This is a genomic window from Mesorhizobium sp. WSM4816 (genome assembly GCF_055811535.1).
In genome coordinates this window covers 66657-84116 of the sequence record NZ_JBVVQR010000019.1, presented here as the reverse complement: position 1 = coordinate 84116, position 17460 = coordinate 66657, and the positions used below count along the sequence as shown (strand labels likewise).

17 protein-coding genes are annotated in these 17460 nt (G+C 63.4%); 9 read left to right on the top strand and 8 right to left on the bottom strand.

The features are described 5' to 3' along the window. From AC0L3H_RS20235 to AC0L3H_RS20220, 4 genes are all read right to left on the bottom strand, one after another. Window positions 1-327, bottom strand: a 327-nt coding sequence (locus AC0L3H_RS20235; RefSeq protein ID WP_473586688.1) for an ATP-binding cassette domain-containing protein, incomplete at its 3' end; no start/stop codon positions are given. Window positions 328-356: 29 nt separating this feature from the next. Continuing rightward, entirely contained in the window at window positions 357-1187 is an 831-nt protein-coding gene (locus AC0L3H_RS20230) for an ABC transporter permease (RefSeq protein WP_473586669.1), read from the bottom strand. Further along, window positions 1184-2170 carry an ABC transporter permease gene (locus AC0L3H_RS20225; protein WP_473586668.1) on the bottom strand — a complete coding sequence of 329 codons (987 nt, stop codon included), beginning with the start codon at window positions 2168-2170 and terminating at the stop codon, window positions 1184-1186. The genes AC0L3H_RS20230 and AC0L3H_RS20225 overlap by 4 nt, the downstream gene beginning before the upstream one ends. Window positions 2171-2452: 282 nt before the next feature. Further along, window positions 2453-4063 (bottom strand): ABC transporter substrate-binding protein, encoded by a 1611-nt coding sequence (locus AC0L3H_RS20220; protein WP_473586667.1) that lies wholly within the window; start codon window positions 4061-4063, stop codon window positions 2453-2455. A gap of 252 nt (window positions 4064-4315) precedes the next feature. On the opposite strand from AC0L3H_RS20220, the gene AC0L3H_RS20215 reads away from it, so the two are divergent. Next, window positions 4316-5503 carry a M24 family metallopeptidase gene (locus AC0L3H_RS20215; protein WP_473586666.1) on the top strand — a complete coding sequence of 396 codons (1188 nt, stop codon included), beginning with the start codon at window positions 4316-4318 and terminating at the stop codon, window positions 5501-5503. 221 nt (window positions 5504-5724) lie between these two features. On the opposite strand, the gene AC0L3H_RS20210 is transcribed toward AC0L3H_RS20215, so the two are convergent. The 3 genes from AC0L3H_RS20210 to AC0L3H_RS20200 are packed head-to-tail and all read right to left on the bottom strand — an operon-like array spanning window position 5725 to window position 8283. Then, the gene (locus AC0L3H_RS20210; protein ID WP_473586665.1) at window positions 5725-6144 is read right to left on the bottom strand and encodes a cupin domain-containing protein; all 420 of its coding nucleotides are present in this window, start codon (window positions 6142-6144) and stop codon (window positions 5725-5727) included. Window positions 6145-6148: 4 nt separating this feature from the next. Beyond that, on the bottom strand, window positions 6149-7075 hold the full coding sequence (locus AC0L3H_RS20205) for a phosphoenolpyruvate hydrolase family protein (RefSeq protein ID WP_473586664.1): 927 nt from the start codon (window positions 7073-7075) through the stop codon (window positions 6149-6151). An 11-nt stretch (window positions 7076-7086) separates the two neighbouring features. Next, window positions 7087-8283, bottom strand: coding sequence for a Tm-1-like ATP-binding domain-containing protein (locus AC0L3H_RS20200; RefSeq protein WP_473586663.1), 1197 nt, complete (start codon window positions 8281-8283; stop codon window positions 7087-7089). Between the two features lie 114 nt (window positions 8284-8397). On the opposite strand from AC0L3H_RS20200, the gene AC0L3H_RS20195 reads away from it, so the two are divergent. From AC0L3H_RS20195 to AC0L3H_RS20165, 7 genes are all read left to right on the top strand, one after another. After that, window positions 8398-9081, top strand: coding sequence for a TetR/AcrR family transcriptional regulator (locus AC0L3H_RS20195; RefSeq protein ID WP_473586662.1), 684 nt, complete (start codon window positions 8398-8400; stop codon window positions 9079-9081). Window positions 9082-9440: 359 nt separating this feature from the next. Further along, the gene (locus tag AC0L3H_RS20190) at window positions 9441-10757 is read left to right on the top strand and encodes an extracellular solute-binding protein (RefSeq protein WP_023797333.1); all 1317 of its coding nucleotides are present in this window, start codon (window positions 9441-9443) and stop codon (window positions 10755-10757) included. Window positions 10758-10823: 66 nt separating this feature from the next. After that, the gene (locus AC0L3H_RS20185; protein ID WP_473586661.1) at window positions 10824-11729 is read left to right on the top strand and encodes a carbohydrate ABC transporter permease; all 906 of its coding nucleotides are present in this window, start codon (window positions 10824-10826) and stop codon (window positions 11727-11729) included. Window position 11730: 1 nt separating this feature from the next. Beyond that, a complete protein-coding gene (locus AC0L3H_RS20180) occupies window positions 11731-12690 on the top strand; it encodes a carbohydrate ABC transporter permease (RefSeq protein ID WP_473586660.1) in 960 nt (319 codons plus the stop codon). Then, window positions 12687-12896 (top strand): hypothetical protein, encoded by a 210-nt coding sequence (locus AC0L3H_RS20175; protein ID WP_473586659.1) that lies wholly within the window; start codon window positions 12687-12689, stop codon window positions 12894-12896. The genes AC0L3H_RS20180 and AC0L3H_RS20175 overlap by 4 nt, the downstream gene beginning before the upstream one ends. Then, a complete protein-coding gene (locus tag AC0L3H_RS20170; RefSeq protein ID WP_473586658.1) occupies window positions 12893-14002 on the top strand; it encodes an ABC transporter ATP-binding protein in 1110 nt (369 codons plus the stop codon). The genes AC0L3H_RS20175 and AC0L3H_RS20170 overlap by 4 nt, the downstream gene beginning before the upstream one ends. Beyond that, window positions 14002-15087 carry an ABC transporter ATP-binding protein gene (locus AC0L3H_RS20165; protein WP_473586657.1) on the top strand — a complete coding sequence of 362 codons (1086 nt, stop codon included), beginning with the start codon at window positions 14002-14004 and terminating at the stop codon, window positions 15085-15087. Before AC0L3H_RS20170 ends, AC0L3H_RS20165 begins: the two co-directional genes overlap by 1 nt. A gap of 71 nt (window positions 15088-15158) precedes the next feature. On the opposite strand, the gene AC0L3H_RS20160 is transcribed toward AC0L3H_RS20165, so the two are convergent. Further along, window positions 15159-16130, bottom strand: coding sequence for an AraC family transcriptional regulator (locus AC0L3H_RS20160; RefSeq protein WP_473586656.1), 972 nt, complete (start codon window positions 16128-16130; stop codon window positions 15159-15161). Window positions 16131-16221: 91 nt separating this feature from the next. On the opposite strand from AC0L3H_RS20160, the gene AC0L3H_RS20155 reads away from it, so the two are divergent. Further along, window positions 16222-17433 (top strand): MFS transporter, encoded by a 1212-nt coding sequence (locus tag AC0L3H_RS20155; RefSeq protein WP_473586655.1) that lies wholly within the window; start codon window positions 16222-16224, stop codon window positions 17431-17433. Window positions 17434-17460 lie beyond the last annotated feature (27 nt).

Sequence of the window (17460 nt, the reverse complement as noted above, 5' to 3'; positions counted from 1 at the left end):
CCCACCGCCCGCCCCGGGGGGGGGGGGGGTGGGGGGGGGGGGGTTTTTTTCCCCCCCCCCCCCCCCTCCACCCCCCCCCCCCCCCCCCCCCCCCCCGCCCCCCCGCACAGAGGGGGGTGCCTTGGCACCAAAGGGCGACAATGGCAAAAACCACTCGATCGAGCCTCCAACCTTGGAAGAACCCTGCAGCAGCCCGGCAATGGCCAGCGCCAGAGTGCTCTTGCCCGAGCCGCTCTCGCCAATGATGGCGAAGCGCTCGCCGGCGTCGACATCGAGGCTGACATGGTTCAGCGCCGCGACCTCGCTGCCGTCGCGGCGATAGGTCACCGTCAAATCGCGGATCGAAAGCAGCGTCGTCACGACAGGCTCCTTCTCACCGCAGCCGTTTCGACGACGCCTTCGCCGGCGAGGTAGACGCCGAGCACGGTCAGCACGAGTGCCACGCCCGGAATGATCGACAGAAAGGGCGCGGTGCGCAGCACGGCGCGACCCTCGGCGATCATGCCGCCCCAGGTGACGCGGTTGGGGTCGCCGAGGCCGAGAAACGAAAGTGCCGCCTCGGTGAGGATCGCCGCGGCGACGATCACCGACGACAGCGCCAGCACCGGCGGCAATGCGTTGGGCAGCACTTCGCGAAAGGCGATCTCCAGCGGATGCATGCCGATGACGCGGGCGCCGGCGACAAAATCGCGCTCGCGGATCGACAGCACTTCGGCGCGCGCAACGCGCGCCGGCCCCGTCCAGGCGCCGAGCGCGATCGCCGCAACGACGACGCCGAGCGACGGCCCGACGACGCTGACGAAAGCCAGCGCCAGCAGGAAGCTCGGCACGGTCTGGAAGGCGTCGGTAATGCGCATCAGCACCTCGTCGACGAGACCGCCGGCAAAGCCGGCCAGCGTGCCGACTATCGCGCCGACGGCAAGGGCTGCTGCCGCTGCCGCCAGCCCGACCGCCAGCGAGGTACGGGCGCCGTGAAGAAGCGCGGCCAGCACGTCGCGGCCGAGCCGGTCGGTGCCGAGCGGCAGCGACCAGTCCTGTAAGGGCGGCAGCAATGCCGGCCCGGCAATGGCTTGCGGATCGCCGGGAAAGAACAAAGGCGCTGTCAGCGCCATGGCGAACAGCGCTACCAGGATGATCGCGCCGGCGGCCGCTTCCGGCGTGCGAAGAAAGCGGCGAAGCGGGCTCACGCGCTGGCCTCGCTGGCGCCGACGCGCGGATCGAGGAAGGCGTAGGCGATGTCGACAAGAAGGTTGATAATGATGACCAGAACGGCGCTGACCAGGATGATGCCGAGCAGCAGCGGCGTGTCGCGCGCTGCCACCGCCTCCTGCGCCAGCCGGCCGATCCCGGGAACGGAAAAGACGCTTTCGATGACGACGCTGCCGCCGAGCATCTGCGCCGATTGCAGGCCGAGCATGGTGACCAGCGGCAACAGCGCGTTGCGGGCGACGTGGGCGAGCACGATGCGGCGGCGGGAGAGCCCCTTGGCGCGGGCGGCGAGGACAAAATCCTGCCGCCAGACCTCGGCCATGCCGGCGCGCATCATGCGCAGATAGAGTGCCAGATAGATGAAGCCGAGTGCCGACACCGGCAGCACGAGATGGCGGGTGATATCGGCCGCGCGGTCAAGTCCGGTCTTGCCCGACGCGATGCTCTCGATGCCGCCGATCGGGAACCAGCGCAGGTCGACGGCAAAGACGATGATCAGCACCAGCCCGAGCCAGAAGCCGGGAACGGCATAGAGCGCCAGCGAGCCGATCGACAGCAAGCGGTCGCGAAAGCCGCCGGGCCTGGCGCCGGCATAGATGCCGAGCGCCGAGCCGAGCCCGAAGGAGAGCGCGGTGGCGCTGCCCATCAACAGCAGCGTGTTGGGCAGGCGTTCGAGGATGACGTCGCGGATTGGCCGCGAGAACGTCACCGACTGGCCGAGGTCGAGATGCAGCAGCGCCCAGAGATAGTTGGCCAGCCGCGTCAGCGCCGTTTGGTCGAGGCCCCAGCGATGACGCAGCAATTCGATCATGCCGGCGTCACCGCCGGTCGAGGCGATATAGGCGTCGACCGCGTCGCCGGGGGCGGCTTCCAGCAAAAGGAAAGTGCCGATCACGACAATCAGCAGCACGAAGACGCTGCCGACGAGGCGACGGCGAAGGAGGAGAAGCGCGCGGGTCATGGCGGCGCCGGCTGCTTGGCGATGTGCCGATCGTGAGAAATGCCCCGCCCAGGCACCCCCCTCTGTCCTGCCGGACATCTCCCCCGCAAGGGGGGAGATCGGATGTCATCGGCGATTTCGCCAATCTTCAACGCAGCAGGCAAACGAGCCGACGTTGCGGCCAGCCAATCTCCCCCCTTGCGGGGGAGATGTCCGGCAGGACAGAGGGGGGTGCGAAGGAACTCGGCATTTGACCAAGTTTCCACACAGACTTCGCTGCGAATTTTCATCCGCGCGAGTGTGTCACAATTCCAAATAGGTGTCCGCCCAGTTCGACACCGCCCAGCGCGGGTTGTTGGCGACATTCCCCACCGTGTCCCTGACAACGCTGATGAAGCTCCATTCGGCGACATTGATCAGCGGCAGGTCGGCTGCGACCTTTTTCTGAAACTCATTGTAAAGTTCCGTCCGCGCGGCGGGGTCGAGCGTCTCCGACGCCTTGGCGATGAGGGCGTCGAGTTCGTCGTTCTTGTAGCCGCCCTGGTTGGAGAACGGCACCCCGTCCGGGATGCCGCTCTGCACCAGGATGGTGGTCGAAATTGCCGGATCGCCGCGGAACACCGGCGGCCCGACCGCAAGGTCGAAGGCATGGTCGGTGTAGACCGCCTTGATATGCGCGGCCGAGTCGTTGTTGACCAGCTGGGCGTCGATGCCGATGGCGGCGAGCGCCTGGCGCAGATAGTCGCCGAACTGCCTGGTCTCGTTGAAATAGGGCGCCGGCAGCAGCTTCAGCGAAAAGCGCTTGCCGTCGTCACCCTTGCTGTAGCCGGCTTCGTCGAGCAGGGCATTGGCCTTGGCCACGTCGAAGGCATAGGTCGGCACATCGGCCGTATAGAACTGCGGATCGTTTTTCGGCACCGGGCCGGTGGCGGTGGCGGCGTAGCCGAGGAACACCGTCTTGACGACGAAATCCTTGTCGATGGCGTGGGCGATCGCCTGGCGCACCTTCAGGTCGGCCAGTTCCTTGCGGCGATGGTTGATCTCGACGACGAGCTGATAAGTCAGCGCCTCATAACCCTTGGTGATCACCTTGAGGCCAGGCACTTTTGAGATGCGGTCGAGATCGGCCAGCGGCACCGCGGAAAAGGCGGCGAGCTGGATCTCTTCGGCCTCGAGCGCGCTTGCCGCCGAGGTGCGGTCGGGCAGCACCTGATAGATGATCTCGTCGAGGTAAGGTTGGCCCTTGCCCCAATAGTCGCCATTCTTCTCCAGCCGGTAATATTCGCCTGGCTTGTGTTCGGCGAATTTGAACGGGCCGGTGCCGATCGGGGCGTTGTTGGCCGGGTTCTCCTCGATCTTTCCCGTCTCGTAGATGTGCTTCGGTACCACGCTGGTCAGCGCCGGCAAGGCGTTGCGGATCAGCTGGAATGGTGTTGGTTTGGCGAATTTGAAAACCGCCGTCAGTTCGTCTGGCGTGTCGACCGCCTCCAGATCCTTGAACACGGTGCGGCCGAGATTCTGCAGCGGCTTCCAGATCTGCAGCGCCGAGAACGCGACGTCGGCGGAGGTGAAGGGTTTGCCGTCATGCCATTTGACGCCCTCGCGCAATTTGAACGTTACCGACAAGCCGTCCGCGGCGCCCTCCCAGCTTGTCGCCAGGCGCGGGTCGAGCCCGTCCTTGCCGTCAAAGGACGCCTCGGCCAGCGGTTCCACAATCTTGCTCGAAATGAAGAAGACGCCGTTGGACGCGACGATCGCCGGGTTGAGGTTGCGCGGCTCGGAATCGGCGGCGACGACCAGCCGCCCGCCTTTCTTCGGCGTCTGTGCCCAGCCGATCGTCGGCAGCGCCGTCGAAGCCAGCAGGAGTGCCGAACCGGCAAGCACGCCGCGTCTGGAAATTGTGACCTCTGACATGATCGAACTCCGTCCCTCTCAGCCACTCGGCCGGGTGGCCACTACCCTCGGACGCCGGACGGCATCCTTGCAAGGGTGATTATGAGCCTTGCCGAGGGTTTCGCCAGAGACGGATTTGGCGCATCCTCATGTGGCTTTGAAATTTTCGTCCGCTGGACCAGTTACAGAAAGCGGTTCGGTCCGACTTTTTCTGGTAGGACCAGAGACTGCCGCAATTGATCGGCCGGCCAGGGAATTCAGGGAGAGAAAAAGATGAACATCGCCCCGGGTCAGAATGCCGTCAGCACCATCCCGTTCGATCATGCCAGGGTCGATCGGCTGATGGAGGAAGCCGGCATCGATGTGCTGCTCGCCACCTCCAAGCACAACACGCAATATTTGCTTGGCGGCTACAAGTTCATCTTCTTCGCTGCCATGGATGCGATCGGCCACAGCCGCTATCTGCCTGTTGTCGTCTATGAGAAGGGCGGCCCGGACCACGCCGCCTATATCGGCAACCGTATGGAGGGCGCCGAGCACCAGAACAACCCGTTCTGGACGCCGACCTTCCACGCCGCCTGCTGGGGCACGCTCGACGCCGCCAATCTCGCGGTCGAGCACCTGGTGAAAATCGGCAAGGGCAACGCCCGCATCGGCATCGAGCCGGCTTTCCTGCCGTCGGATGCCTACACGCTGATCCGCAAGGCGCTGCCGGATGCCAGGCTGATCGATGCGACCGATATGCTGGAGCGGATGCGGGCGATCAAGACGGATGCGGAGCTGGAGAAGTTGCGCATCGCCTCCGAACTGATCACCGATTCCATGCTGGCGACCATTGCCTGGGCGCGCGAAGGCACGACCAAGACCGAGATCATCGAGCAGCTGCGGCGCGAGGAGACCAATCGCGGCGCGCATTTCGAATATTGCCTGCTGACGCTCGGCTCCAGCCACAACCGCGCCGGCTCGCCGCAGGCCTGGAAGAAGGGCGAGGTGATGTCGATCGATTCCGGCGGCAATTACCACGGCTATATCGGCGACCTCTGCCGCATGGGCATTTTGGGCGAGCCGGATGCCGAACTCGAGGATCTGTTGGCCGAAGTCGAGGCGGTGCAGCAGGCGGCCTTTTCCAAGGTCAGTGCCGGCACGCTGGGTGGTGACATGATTTCTCACGCAGAAGGCGTGCTGAAAGCGTCAAAGGTCGCGCCCTACACCGATTTCTTCGCCCACGGCATGGGGCTGATCACCCATGAGGCGCCGTTCCTGATGACCAACCATCCGGTGACCTATGAGGGCACCTATGCCGAAAAACCGCTGGAGAAAAACATGGTGCTCTCGGTCGAGACGACGATGCTGCACCCGACGCGCGGCTTCATCAAGCTCGAGGACACGCTGGCGGTCACCGAGACTGGCTACGTGATGTTCGGCGATCGGAGCCGGGGCTGGAACCGGGGTGGAGTTTGACAGCACTGCAATGAAGGCGCTGCCCCCTCACCCGGATTGCCAACCGAATTGCAAAGGGCAATTCGGGACAATCCGACCTCTCCCCGAAGGGAGAGGAGATCGCCAGCGACGGCGTCTACCTCTTCTCCCCTCGGGAGAAGGTGGCCGCGAAGCGGCCGGATGAGGGGGCAACTACAAATGCGATTAGCCCTGCCGCAAACAAGGAGGCGGGTGTGCAGAGATCACTTCTCGCCCGGCGGCAGCAGCCTGAAATCCGGCAGGTCGCGCAGCGCCAACTCCGGCCCGGCCGGCGAATAGACGACGAAAAGCTGCATGGGCGCATCGCCGGTGTTCAGTGTCGAGTGGAAGCGGCTTTCCGGCACATAGATGGTGCAGCCGGGGCCAACCTTCTCGACGACCGGATTGCCGTCCTCGTCCTCGACCATCTGCTCGCCATTGCCTGATATGACGAAGATGATCTCTTCCGCACCCGGATGATTGTGGCGTGTGTGGCCTTTGCCGGACGGAAGGTCGACGACGCCACCGGAAAAGCGCGCAGCGCCGTTCACTTCGGGAGCCACCGTCAACGACAGCCTGCCCCAGTCGAAGCCGAAGGCGCTGACATCCTTCGGGTAGACAAACACCTTGCTCTTGTCGGTCATCGTCTCATCCCTTCTTTTTCTTCGCGGTCGTCTTGGCGCCGCTTTTTTTCGTTTGCGCATCGGATTTTCCCAAAACCGGTTCCGACTTTTGGGTCCGCTGCTCCAGCGAGACCGCCTTGAAATCGGCAGTCTGCCTGGCGATCGCCGCTTCCGCCGGCAGCCGCTCCATCGAGCTTGCCCCGTAAAAGCCGTGCAGGCCCTTGCAGCGTTCGAGAATGTAGCGGGCATCGTCCGGCATCGAGATCGGCCCGCCATGGCAAAGCAGGATGACATCCTTGCGCACGGCACGCGCCGCTTCAGCGATGGCGTCGATCTCCGTCACGCAGTCGTCGAGCGATTTGGCCGATGTCGCACCGATCGAGCCGCCGGTGGTCACCCCCATATGAGCGACGACGATGTCGGCGCCGGCCTTGGTCATGGCGCGCGCCTCATCGGGGTTGAATACATAGGGCGTCGTCAGCAGATCGAGTTCGTGTGCCGCGGCGATCATGTCCACCTCGAGCCCGAAGCCCATGCCGGTTTCCTCGAAACTCTGCCGCATCTGGCCGTCGAACAGGCCGATGGTCGGAAAGTTCTGCACGCCGGAAAAACCCATCGTCTTCAGCTCGGCCAGCAGCAGCGGCATGATGACGAAGGGATCGGTGCCGTTGACGCCGGCCAGCACCGGCGTCTTCTTCACCACCGGCAGCACCTCGTAGGCCATTTCCTTGACGATCTCGTTGGCGTTGCCATAGGCGAGCAGGCCGGCAGCCGAGCCGCGGCCGGCCATGCGGTAGCGGCCGGAATTGTAGATGATGATCAGGTCGATGCCGCCGGCCTCCTCGGCCTTGGCCGACAGCCCGGTGCCGGCGCCGCCGCCGACGATCGGCACGCCGCCGGCAATCATCTTGCGGAACTTTTCCAGGATCTTCTTGCGCGGTATGGCGGGCATTACTTCGTCTCTCACTGTCTGGCGTTGTCGAGGAAAGCCGCTACCGCAGCCTTGGCGAATTCGGGATCGTTGATGTGCAGCGGCAAGCGGATCACGCGACGTGTGTTGTCCGGCATGATCGTGCGCTCGATGGCCTCGAAGAGTGCTGCATCGGCTTCAGGGTCGAAGAAGGCGCCGCCTTCGATGTCGAGCGCCGAAACGCCTTTTTCGGGAATGAGGAACCGGACGGGTCCCTCGCAGAGGCTCAGTCTCTCGCCGATCCATTCGCCGATCCTGCGGCTTTCGTCAGGCGTCGTGCGCATCAGCGTCACGTTCGGATTGTGCTCGTAAAACTGCCGTCCGCTATAGCGTTCCGGAATGGTCGGCGGCGCCCAGAAATTCACCATATCGAGCGCGCCGACCGAGCCGACATAGGGCAGCCTGGTGCGGGCGATCGCGCCGAAACGGTCTTCGGTTGCCGGCAAAACGCCGCCAAACAGGAGGTCGCAGACTTCTGTCGTCGTGATGTCGATGACGCCGGACAGCAAGCCGCTGTCGGCCAGCTTCTCCATGGTGCGGCCGCCGGTGCCGGTGGCATGGAAGACCATGCAGTCATAGGTCGAACGAAGCTCGTCGGCGATCGAAGTCACGCACGGCGTGGTCACGCCGAACATGGTGAGCCCGATCGATGGTTTGCCGTCGGGCGGCGGCGCCGGTTTTGCAGACGTGGCTGCTATCGCCTGGGCAGCGTTGTGCAGCACCACGCGAGACAGCCGGTTCAAGCCGGCCATGTCGGTCACCGACGGCATCATGACGATGTCGGAGACATCGACATAAGGCGCGGTGTCGCCCGAGGCGAGCGTCGAGACCATGATCTTGGGCAGGCCGAGCGGCAGCGCGCGCATGCCTGATGTGATGATCGAAGTGCCGCCACCACCACCGATACCGATCATGCCTGCTATATCGGTGCGCGACTGGACAAACCGGGTGAAGGCGATGGCCATTGCCGCCACCGCGGTGCCGCGGTCGTCGCCGCCCAGCACGGCGCTGCTGCCGTCGGGATGGTGGCCGGCGACCTCTTCGGCCGGGACATCGACCGGCACGGTCGCCTTGCGCGTACCAACATCGACGCGGGCGACAGCAGCACCGGTGGCGGCGACCGCATCGGCCAGAAAGGCGAGTTCTTCACCCTTGGTGTCGGCGGTGCCCAGCACATAGACGCGCTTCATTGCGTTTCCCCGGTTCAAGGCGCACTCGGCGTCGCCGCCTGCCCCTCTTTTGCGCGGCCGTTCGGCAGCGCGAAAGGCCATTGCAATTTTTTGAGACGTGCGTATCATATTGACATGAATGTCTCACGTCAACCAGCCGCAGTGCCCGACGATGCCGGTTCTGCAGCAGCGCGCGGGCCGCGCGCCCGCACAAGGCGGCTGATGCTGGCTACGGCGACACGGCTGATGCAGGCGGGCGCCACGCCTTCGGTCAGCGAGGTCGCCGAAGCGGCGGAAGTCTCCCGCGCCACCGCCTATCGGTATTTTCCAAGCCAGGCGGCGCTGGTGCAGGCGGTGGTCGATGAAGGGCTGGGGCCGATCCTCACCTGGAAATCGGCCTCGGCCGATCCCGAGCGCCGCGTCGCCGAACTGTTCGACACGGCCATGCCGCGCATCGAAGCCTTCGAGGCGACGTTCAAGGCAGCGCTAAAACTGTCGCTCGAACAGTGGGCGCGGCAGCAGGCCGGCACGCTGGGCGGCGAACCGGCCTTCACGCGCGGCCATCGCATCGACCTGCTCAAGGACGCGATCGCACCGCTCAAGAGCCGGCTGCCGCCACGTGAATTCAAGCGCCTGGCACAGGCCCTGTCGTTGACCTTCGGAGTCGAAGTGCTGATCGTGCTGAAGGATATATGGGGACTGGACAGCCGCAAGATGATGTCGGTAGCTCAATGGGCAGCCGGCGCCCTGGTGCGGGCTGCAGTGATGGAATCGATGGCTGGAGGAAACAGACCTGCGCCGGCGACAGCTGCGGAATAGTATCGATCTGGTTCGACCAGATGGGGATGCCTACTACTGACAATAGTCGGCGTTCCGTAGCGCGAACAAGGGTCTTGCGTATCAACGAGTAGGAAAATTTAAGAAAAACAGACAGATGTTGCTGGAATCTGCTTGTTTGAGGCCCTGCCATCGTCCAAGAAAGAGCTTGACGTGCGTCCGAAATTGGTAATACCAGATCAGGACAATATAGCGGGTCGAAAGTGAGGGCTGCGATCCATTTCCGGTTGGGCGAGGAGGCTCGAAAACCGGAACGGCGCCATCACGGAAGGAACTACCAGGGCCGGCCTCGCCGCCGGCTCGGATGATACGGTAGAATGCGCACAAGGGAGGAAATCATCATGCGCAAGACAATGACCAGCATGCTTGCTGGTATCGGCTTAGTGCTCGCCTGCGGAACGTCCGTCTACGCGCAGGATAAGGAACTCACCATCTTCTGGGCTGAGTGGGATCCGGCGAACTATTTGCAGGAACTCGTCAACCTTTACGAGGCCGAGAGCGGCGTGAAAGTCACGGTCGAGACGACGCCGTGGCCGGATTTCCAGACCAAGGCGTTCACCGAGTTCAACGCCAAGGGCAGCGCCTACGACATGGTCGTCGGCGATTCGCAGTGGATTGGCGCGGCCTCCGAGGCCGGCCACTATGTCGACCTCACCGACTTCTTCAACAAGCACAATCTGAAGGAAGTGATGGCGCCGGCAACGGTGAAATACTACGCCGAATATCCGTCCAACTCCGGCAAATACTGGTCGATACCGGCCGAGGGCGACGCGGTCGGCTGGTCCTATCGCAAGGACTGGTTCGAAGACCCGAAGGAGATGGAAGCCTTCAAAGCCAAGTACGGCTACGACCTCGGCGTGCCGAAGGACTGGAAGCAGCTGCGCGACATCGCCGAATTCTTCCACCGTCCCGACGAGAAGCGCTACGGCGTCGCCATCTACACCGATAACTCGTACGATGCTCTGGTGATGGGCGTCGAGAACGCCATCTTCTCCTTCGGCGGCGAACTAGGCGACTATTCCACTTACAAGGTCGACGGGATCATCAACTCCGAGCAGAACGTCAAGGCGCTCGAGGCCTACAAGGAGCTCTATTCCTTCACCCCTCCTGGTTGGGCCAAGAGCTTCTTCATCGAGGACAACCAGGCGATCACTGAGAACCTGGCGGCGATGAGCATGAACTACTTCGCCTTCTTCCCGGCGTTGATCAACGAAGCCTCCAACCCGAATGCCAAGGTCACCGGCTTCTTCGCCAACCCTCCAGGACCGAACGGCGACCAGTTCGCCGCGCTCGGCGGCCAGGGCATCTCCGTCATCTCCTATTCGCAGAATCAGGAAGAGGCGATGAAGTTCCTGGAATGGTTCATCAAGGACGAGACGCAGAAGAAATGGGCGGAACTCGGCGGTTACACGGCAAGCGCCAAGGTGCTCGAGTCGCCTGAATTCCAGAACGCCACGCCTTACAACAAGGCCTTCTACGAAACCATGTTCAAGGTGAAGGACTTCTGGGCGACGCCGGAATATGCCGAGCTGCTCATCCAGATGAACCAACGCGTCTATCCGTACATCACCGGCAATCAGGGCACGGCCAAGGAAGTGCTCGATGCGCTCGCCGCGGACTGGAACGCGACGTTCAAGAAATACAACCGCGTGAAGTAAACGGCACTAACGCTCGGAGGGGGCGGGAGCCCGCCCCTTCCGTTTTCTTTTCCGGAGGAACGGCCCTTGGCCACTGCAGTCATGACCACGCTGGATCCCAAGTCGCGTTCCGCCGCCCGCGGTATGAGCGACCTTACGATCCGCAATCTCTTCATCATTCCGACGATCGTTTTCCTGATCGTCTTCAACATCTTTCCATTGCTCTATTCGCTCGGCTATTCGTTCACCGACTTTCGCGCGTCGAGCCCCGCCGCCGCCACTTTCGTCGGACTGCAGAATTACCGCGAGTTGCTCAACGACCCGTTCATCTGGTCGAATTTCGCCATCACCGCCAAATATGTCATCGTCTCCGTGGTCGGCCAGGTCATCGTCGGCTTCGGCGTGGCGTTGCTGCTCAACCGGGATATCCCGTTGAAGGGCCTGCTGACGACGCTGCTGCTGTTGCCGATGATGCTGTCGATGGCTGTCGTCGGCCTGTTCTGGAAACTGCTCTACGATCCGTCCTTCGGCATCATCAACTATACGCTCGGCCTCGGCTCCTTCGAGTGGCTGTCCAACCCCGACATGGCGCTCTACGCGGTTGCCATCACCGACATCTGGATGTGGTCGCCCTTCGTCATGCTGCTGTCGCTCGCCGGCCTGTCGGCGGTGCCGAAGCACCTCTACGAGGCGGCCGCGATCGACCGCGCCGGCTCGTTCTATACGTTCTTTCGCATTACGCTGCCCTTGGTCGCGCCGATCCTGATGATCGCGATCATCTTTCGCACTATGGAGGCGTTCAAGACCTTCGATCTTGCCTACATCCTGACCAGCCAGCCAACCACCGAGGTGATCTCGATCCGGCTCTACAAGATGGCGTTCCAGGAATGGCAGACCGGGCGCTCCTGCGCGCTCGCCTACATCGTGCTGATCATGATCCTGGCGATCACCAACATCTACGTCAAATACCTGAACAAGGTGAAGGAGCGCTAGCATGGCCGCTGTCACCACCTCTGCCGAGCGTTCGCTCAACAAGCTCGCCATCGTCGGCGTGCTGATCGTCACGATCATCTTTCTGGCGCCGATCTACTGGATAGCCTCGACGGCGTTCAAGCCGCGCAACCTTGCCACCACCATCCCGCCGACGGTGGTCTTCCAGCCGGAGATATCGCCCTTCGTCAAGCTGTTCACCAAGCGCTCGCAACTGCGCACTGCGCCGACGCCGGAACAATACGCCGCCGCCCCGTGGTGGGAGCGACTGGTGTTTGACGGCGGCGAGAAGGTGGTGCGCTCGGGCAAGGGCGAGGTGCAGTGGTCCGGTTATCCGAGCCGCTTCATGAATTCGCTGATCGTGGCCATCACCTCGACGATCCTTGCCGTCGGCATGGGCACCTTCACGGCTTACGGGTTCTCGCGCTTCAAGATAAAGGGGGAACAGGACCTGCTCTTCTTCATCCTGTCGACGCGCATGCTGCCGCCGGTGGTGGTAGCGATCCCGATGTTCCTGATGTACCGGGCAGTCGGCCTCAACGACACGCATTGGGGCCTGATCATCCTCTACACCGCCTTCAACCTCAGCTTCTCGGTATGGCTGATGAAGGGGTTCATGGACGAAATTCCGAAGGAGTACGAGGAGGCGGCCCTCGTCGACGGCTATACGCGCATGGAGGCCTTCTTCAGGATCGTGCTGCCGGAGGCGGCCACCGGCATCGCCGCCACCGCCGTGTTCTGCTTCATCACCGCATGGAACGAATATGCCTTCGCGCTGATCATGACCAACCGGCGGGCCCAGACGGCGCCGCCCTTCATTCCAAGCCAAGTCGGTTCCGGCCTGTCGGATTGGACGGTGATTGCCGCCGGAACCTTCCTGTTCCTGCTGCCTGTCGCCATCTTCACCTTCCTGTTGCGCAACCACCTCCTGCGCGGCATGTCCTTCGGAGCGATCCGCAAATGATCCGCCATGCTACAATCCAGCGCACGGCCGAGATCGTGATGGTGTGCGGCATCATCGCGCTCTGCCAGCCGTGGAACCTCTTCCTGCACCGTTACGGGCCGACGATCATCATCGTCGGGCTGCTGACGTTCATGATCACCGGCTGGGTCGGCCCAAGGCAGAAGCCGCAGGCGACCGGCGCGCCGGAAAAAGAAGGTCACGCATGACCCAGATCGAGCTTCGTGGCGTCCAGAAATTCTTCGGCGCCGTCCAGGTCATCAAGGACCTCAACCTCAAGATCGACGACAACGAGTTCATCGTGCTGCTCGGCCAGTCGGGCTGCGGCAAGACGACGACGCTTCGCGCCATCGCCGGGCTGGAGACGATCGACGGCGGCGATGTCCTCATCGACGGCAAGCCGGTCCAGCATCTCAAAGCTGCCGACCGCGACATCGCCATGGTTTTCCAGTCGTTCTCGCTCTATCCGCATATGAGCGTCTACGAGAACATCGCTTTTCCGTTACGCGCCATGCGCAAGAGCAAGTCGGAGATCGACGGCGAGGTGCGCTCGGTCGCCAAAGTGCTGCAGATCAACGATCTGCTCGGCAAGAAGCCGTCGGCGCTGTCGGGTGGCGACATGCAGCGCGTGGCAATCGGCCGGGCGCTGGTGCGGCGGCCGAAGGCGATGCTGATGGACGAGCCGATCGGCGCGCTCGACGCCAAGCTGCGCGAGGAGATGCGCGCGGAGATCAAGCGGCTGCACATCAAGCAGGGCTCAACCACCATCTACGTCACGCACGACCAGATCGAGGCGATGAGCCTTGCCGACCGCATCGTCATCATGCATGAGGGCGTTCTGCAGCAGGTAGGCAGCCCATCGGAAGTGTATACGCGCCCGGCCAATTTGTTCGTCGCGCAATTCGTTGGCTCGCCCGTGATGAACGTCGCCAACGCAGCGGTGACCATGAACGGTTCCGGCGCCAGGGTCACCGTCGACGGTGCCGCGGAAGGGTTCGTTTTCCCGGCCGAACTGGTCGGCCAGCTCGACGCCGCGAACGTCGGGCAGGACCGCCTCTCACTCGGCATTCGCCCCGAAGGTGTGATAGTCTCGCGCGAGCCGGCGGACGGTTATCTGCCGGTCGAGGCGCACATCATCGAACCGCTTGGCTCCTACGACATTGTCGACCTCAAGGTCGGGACACAGATGTTGCGCGCCCGAACCCGTTCCGGTTTCGTCGGCAAGGCGGGGGTCCAGGTCTTCGCCAAGCTCGACCCGGCGCAGGCGCATTTCTTCGACACGGCAAGCGGCAATTCGCTGGGGGTGAGACTCTGATGGCCCATATCCAGCTCAAGAACATCTCAAAGGCATTCGGCAATCACACCGCATTGACCGGGCTCAATCTCGACATTGCCGACGGCGAGTTCTTCGTGCTGCTCGGCGAGACCGGCGCCGGCAAGACGACGACGCTGCGCATGATCGCCGGCCTGGAAAAACCGGACGAAGGGCAGATATTCATCGACGGCGCTGATGTCGCTGACTGGGGTGCGGCCGAGCGCGACGTGGCGCTGGTTCTGCAGCAATACTCGCTCTATCCGCGGTACACGGTGCGCGAAAATCTCGAATTCCCGCTGAAGCCGAAAATCCGCCGCATCGAGCCCGACGAGATCAAGAGGCGTGTCGACCGCGTTGCCAAGACCTTGCGTATCGAGCATCTGCTCGACCGCAAGACGGATCGCCTCTCTGGCGGCGAGATGCAGCGCGTCTCGATTGGTCGCGCCATCGTCAGGAAGCCGCGCGTGTTCCTGATGGATGAGCCGTTGTCGGCGCTCGATGCCAAGTTGCGCGAGGCGCTGCGCACCGAGCTGAAGAACATCCAGATGAACCTTGGTCAGACCTTCCTGTTCGTCACGCACGATCAAATCGAGGCGATGTCGATGGGCGACAAGGTTGGCGTGCTCAACCATGGCCGCATCGTCCAGACCGGCACGCCCTATGAGATCTACAACAATCCGCGCGACACCTATGTGGCGAGCTTCGTCGGCTCGCCGCCGATGAACCTCATCGACGGCAAGCTCGTCAACGGCCGCGCGGTGATGGCACCGCTGAATTTCGAACTGCCTTTTGCAGGGGGGGCCAGGACGAGCGGCGAGACCGACGGTCGCTCGCTCGTCTTCGGTATTCGTCCCGAGGATCTCTATCTCGAGAGCGGGGCGCCGGTGGAAGCGCGCGTCCATGATGTCGAGAACCATGGCGTCGAAAAGATCCTGACGCTGCGGGTCGGCGACGCCATGTTGCGGGCCACGGTGCCGGCCAGAACCGATGTCGAGATCGAGCAGCCGGTGCGCTTTGCCTGGGATCCGGACAAGGTGGTGCTGTTCGACAAGGGTACCGGGATAAGCCTTCGTCACGCAGGCTAAAGCGCGTCGCGCAAAAATGCGCGTCTGTTGGGCGGGAGGATGCCAGGCGGGCTTGAAGCCTGTGGCCAGGTTTAGCCGGCTTGGCGGGTCTCTGCCTGTTCCTCGGCCCGGAAATGGCTGGGAGCCGATCCGATGACGCGCTTGAACGCCCGGCTGAACGACGCGTCGGATTCATAACCCAGGCGCGCGGCGACGACGGAAATCTTCAACCGGTCGCGGACCAGCCATTGCCGTGCCTGGTGCATTCTCACCTGGGTGACATATTTGGCCGGCGTTTCGCCGACGATCGTCGCGAAGCGTTCGGCGAAGCCTGATCGCGAGGCGCCCATCATCCTGGCCAGGGCTTCCACCGTCCAGTCGCGGTCCGGTTCGAGGTGGATCGCGGCCAGCACGCGGCCGATCTCGCGATCCCTCACTGCCGCAATCCATCCGGACGAGTCGCCGCAGCCGCGCTCGACCCACGAGCGGATGACGGTGGCGGCCAGCACATCGGCCAGCCGTGCCAGAATGCCGCCGGAGCCGACGCGCTCCATTGTCACCTCGCGGGCCATGGCCTCCAGCAGATGCGGGATACCAGGTTCATAGGCTTCCAACTCGTGCGCGCGCATCACGTCAGGCATCATGCCGAGCAATGGGTGCAAACCGTCGAGATTAAAATACATGCTGCCGAAAAACAGCAGCGTCCCCGGCCGACAGCCTTCGTTGGACAGGCAGTAAACGTTCTTGCAGACCTCGGCGACCTCGTAGCCCTGGATCGGCGAAGCCTCGGTGCCCGGCTCGCTCGCCAGGACGTGTGCCGCGCCGCGCGGCAGCAGCACCGCGTCGCCCGCCTTGAGCTCGATCCATTCGCCGGACGGCTGCAGCAACCAGCATCCTGTGCGGCCGATGAAGTGAAACCGCGCCGCCGTCTGGGCCGGAAACTGGAGGCCCCAGGGCTCCTGCATTTCACAGCGGCCATATTCGACGCCGTCGAGCCGCAACCCGCGCAATATGTCTGTCAGCGGATCGCCGGTGACCGGAATTTTGGACGAATGGTCAAGCATGATGGTGTTTCTAGCATGGAAACTCCAGGCGGTCACTCCCTATGTTGCACTGCAGCCAAATGTTGCCTGCAACCAGATCGGAGATCCCATCATGACCGAACCCGCGACAGGCGTCATGTCAGCCGTTCTCGATCCGGCGGAAACCGATGAACGAGCCGAGCCGGCGTGGGGAGCGGTCATATCTCTCGCGCTCGGTGTGTTTGGGCTGGTGACCGCGGAATTCCTGCCTGCCAGCCTGTTGACGCCGCTGGCGCAGGATCTCGGTGTGACCGAAGGCACCGCCGGCCAAGCGGTGACGGCAACCGCCGTTGTCGGCGCGATAGCCGCTCCGACCATGGCCATCGTCACCAAACGGCTGGACCGCAGGCTCGTCATGTGGGGACTGAGCGTGCTGCTGATCCTGTCGAACCTGTTGGCGGCGTTTGCGTCCTCGCTTCCCGTGCTTCTGATCGCCCGCATCATGCTCGGGATCAGCCTCGGCGGCTTCTGGTCGATGTCGGCGGCCATGGCGATGCGGCTTGTCCCGATGCGGCTGATGCCGCGCGCCATGTCGATCATCCTCACCGGCGTTTCGGTGGCGACCGTCTGTGCGGCCCCGGTCGGTGCCTATGTCGGCGACATCTGGGGATGGCGAACGGCCTTCATGATCGCAGCTGTTGTCGGCGCCCTGGCGCTGCTGGTGCAAATCGCCACCCTTCCGAAGCTGCCGCCGGCGGGCGTGGCAAGCTTTCGGACCTTGCTGGAGGTAATAAAGCGGCCGATGATCAGGGTTGCGCTCCTGGTGGTCCTGCTGGTCGCCTCGGGACATTTTGCCGGCTTCACCTATGTCCGCCCGTTTCTCGAGAAGGTGCCCGCGCTGGACATCGAGACAATCTCGCTTGTGCTGCTCGCCTACGGCATCGGTGGCTTCTTCGGCAACTTTGCCGGCGGGTTCATGGCTGAACGAAGCCTCAAGACCGCGGTGGGCCTGGCGCCGCTGCTGATTGCGGTCGCGGCACTTCTGCTGCTGACCATCGGCGCTTCGCCCGCGGTGGCGGCGATAGCGGTGGCCGCCTGGGGTTTTGCCTTTGGCGCGGTGCCGGTCGGGCTGCAGACCTGGCTGGTGCGAGCCGCTCCCGACCAGGCTGAAAGCGCCGGCGGGCTGATGGTCGCCACATTCCAGGTGGCGATCGCACTGGGCGCCGTTTTCGGCGGCCTGCTGGTCGACAATGCCGGCGTTGCCAGCGCTTTCGCCTATTGCGGGATCGCGACGTTGCTGGCGGCCTTGGCGGCGTTTTTGCTTGGCCCGAGAAGCGCAACCTAAGCACGTAGGAAGCCTCCAACAAATGGC

Coding starts and splice junctions, on each gene's coding strand:
- AC0L3H_RS20225 (WP_473586668.1), bottom strand. CDS start 2,170: ATGACCCGCGCGCTTCTCCTCCTTCGCCGTCGCCTCGTCGGCAGCGTC.
- AC0L3H_RS20220 (WP_473586667.1), bottom strand. CDS start 4,063: ATGTCAGAGGTCACAATTTCCAGACGCGGCGTGCTTGCCGGTTCGGCA.
- AC0L3H_RS20215 (WP_473586666.1), top strand. CDS start 4,316: ATGAACATCGCCCCGGGTCAGAATGCCGTCAGCACCATCCCGTTCGAT.
- AC0L3H_RS20210 (WP_473586665.1), bottom strand. CDS start 6,144: ATGACCGACAAGAGCAAGGTGTTTGTCTACCCGAAGGATGTCAGCGCC.
- AC0L3H_RS20205 (WP_473586664.1), bottom strand. CDS start 7,075: ATGCCCGCCATACCGCGCAAGAAGATCCTGGAAAAGTTCCGCAAGATG.
- AC0L3H_RS20200 (WP_473586663.1), bottom strand. CDS start 8,283: ATGAAGCGCGTCTATGTGCTGGGCACCGCCGACACCAAGGGTGAAGAA.
- AC0L3H_RS20195 (WP_473586662.1), top strand. CDS start 8,398: ATGAATGTCTCACGTCAACCAGCCGCAGTGCCCGACGATGCCGGTTCT.
- AC0L3H_RS20190 (WP_023797333.1), top strand. CDS start 9,441: ATGCGCAAGACAATGACCAGCATGCTTGCTGGTATCGGCTTAGTGCTC.
- AC0L3H_RS20180 (WP_473586660.1), top strand. CDS start 11,731: ATGGCCGCTGTCACCACCTCTGCCGAGCGTTCGCTCAACAAGCTCGCC.
- AC0L3H_RS20175 (WP_473586659.1), top strand. CDS start 12,687: ATGATCCGCCATGCTACAATCCAGCGCACGGCCGAGATCGTGATGGTG.
- AC0L3H_RS20170 (WP_473586658.1), top strand. CDS start 12,893: ATGACCCAGATCGAGCTTCGTGGCGTCCAGAAATTCTTCGGCGCCGTC.
- AC0L3H_RS20165 (WP_473586657.1), top strand. CDS start 14,002: ATGGCCCATATCCAGCTCAAGAACATCTCAAAGGCATTCGGCAATCAC.
- AC0L3H_RS20160 (WP_473586656.1), bottom strand. CDS start 16,130: ATGCTTGACCATTCGTCCAAAATTCCGGTCACCGGCGATCCGCTGACA.
- AC0L3H_RS20155 (WP_473586655.1), top strand. CDS start 16,222: ATGACCGAACCCGCGACAGGCGTCATGTCAGCCGTTCTCGATCCGGCG.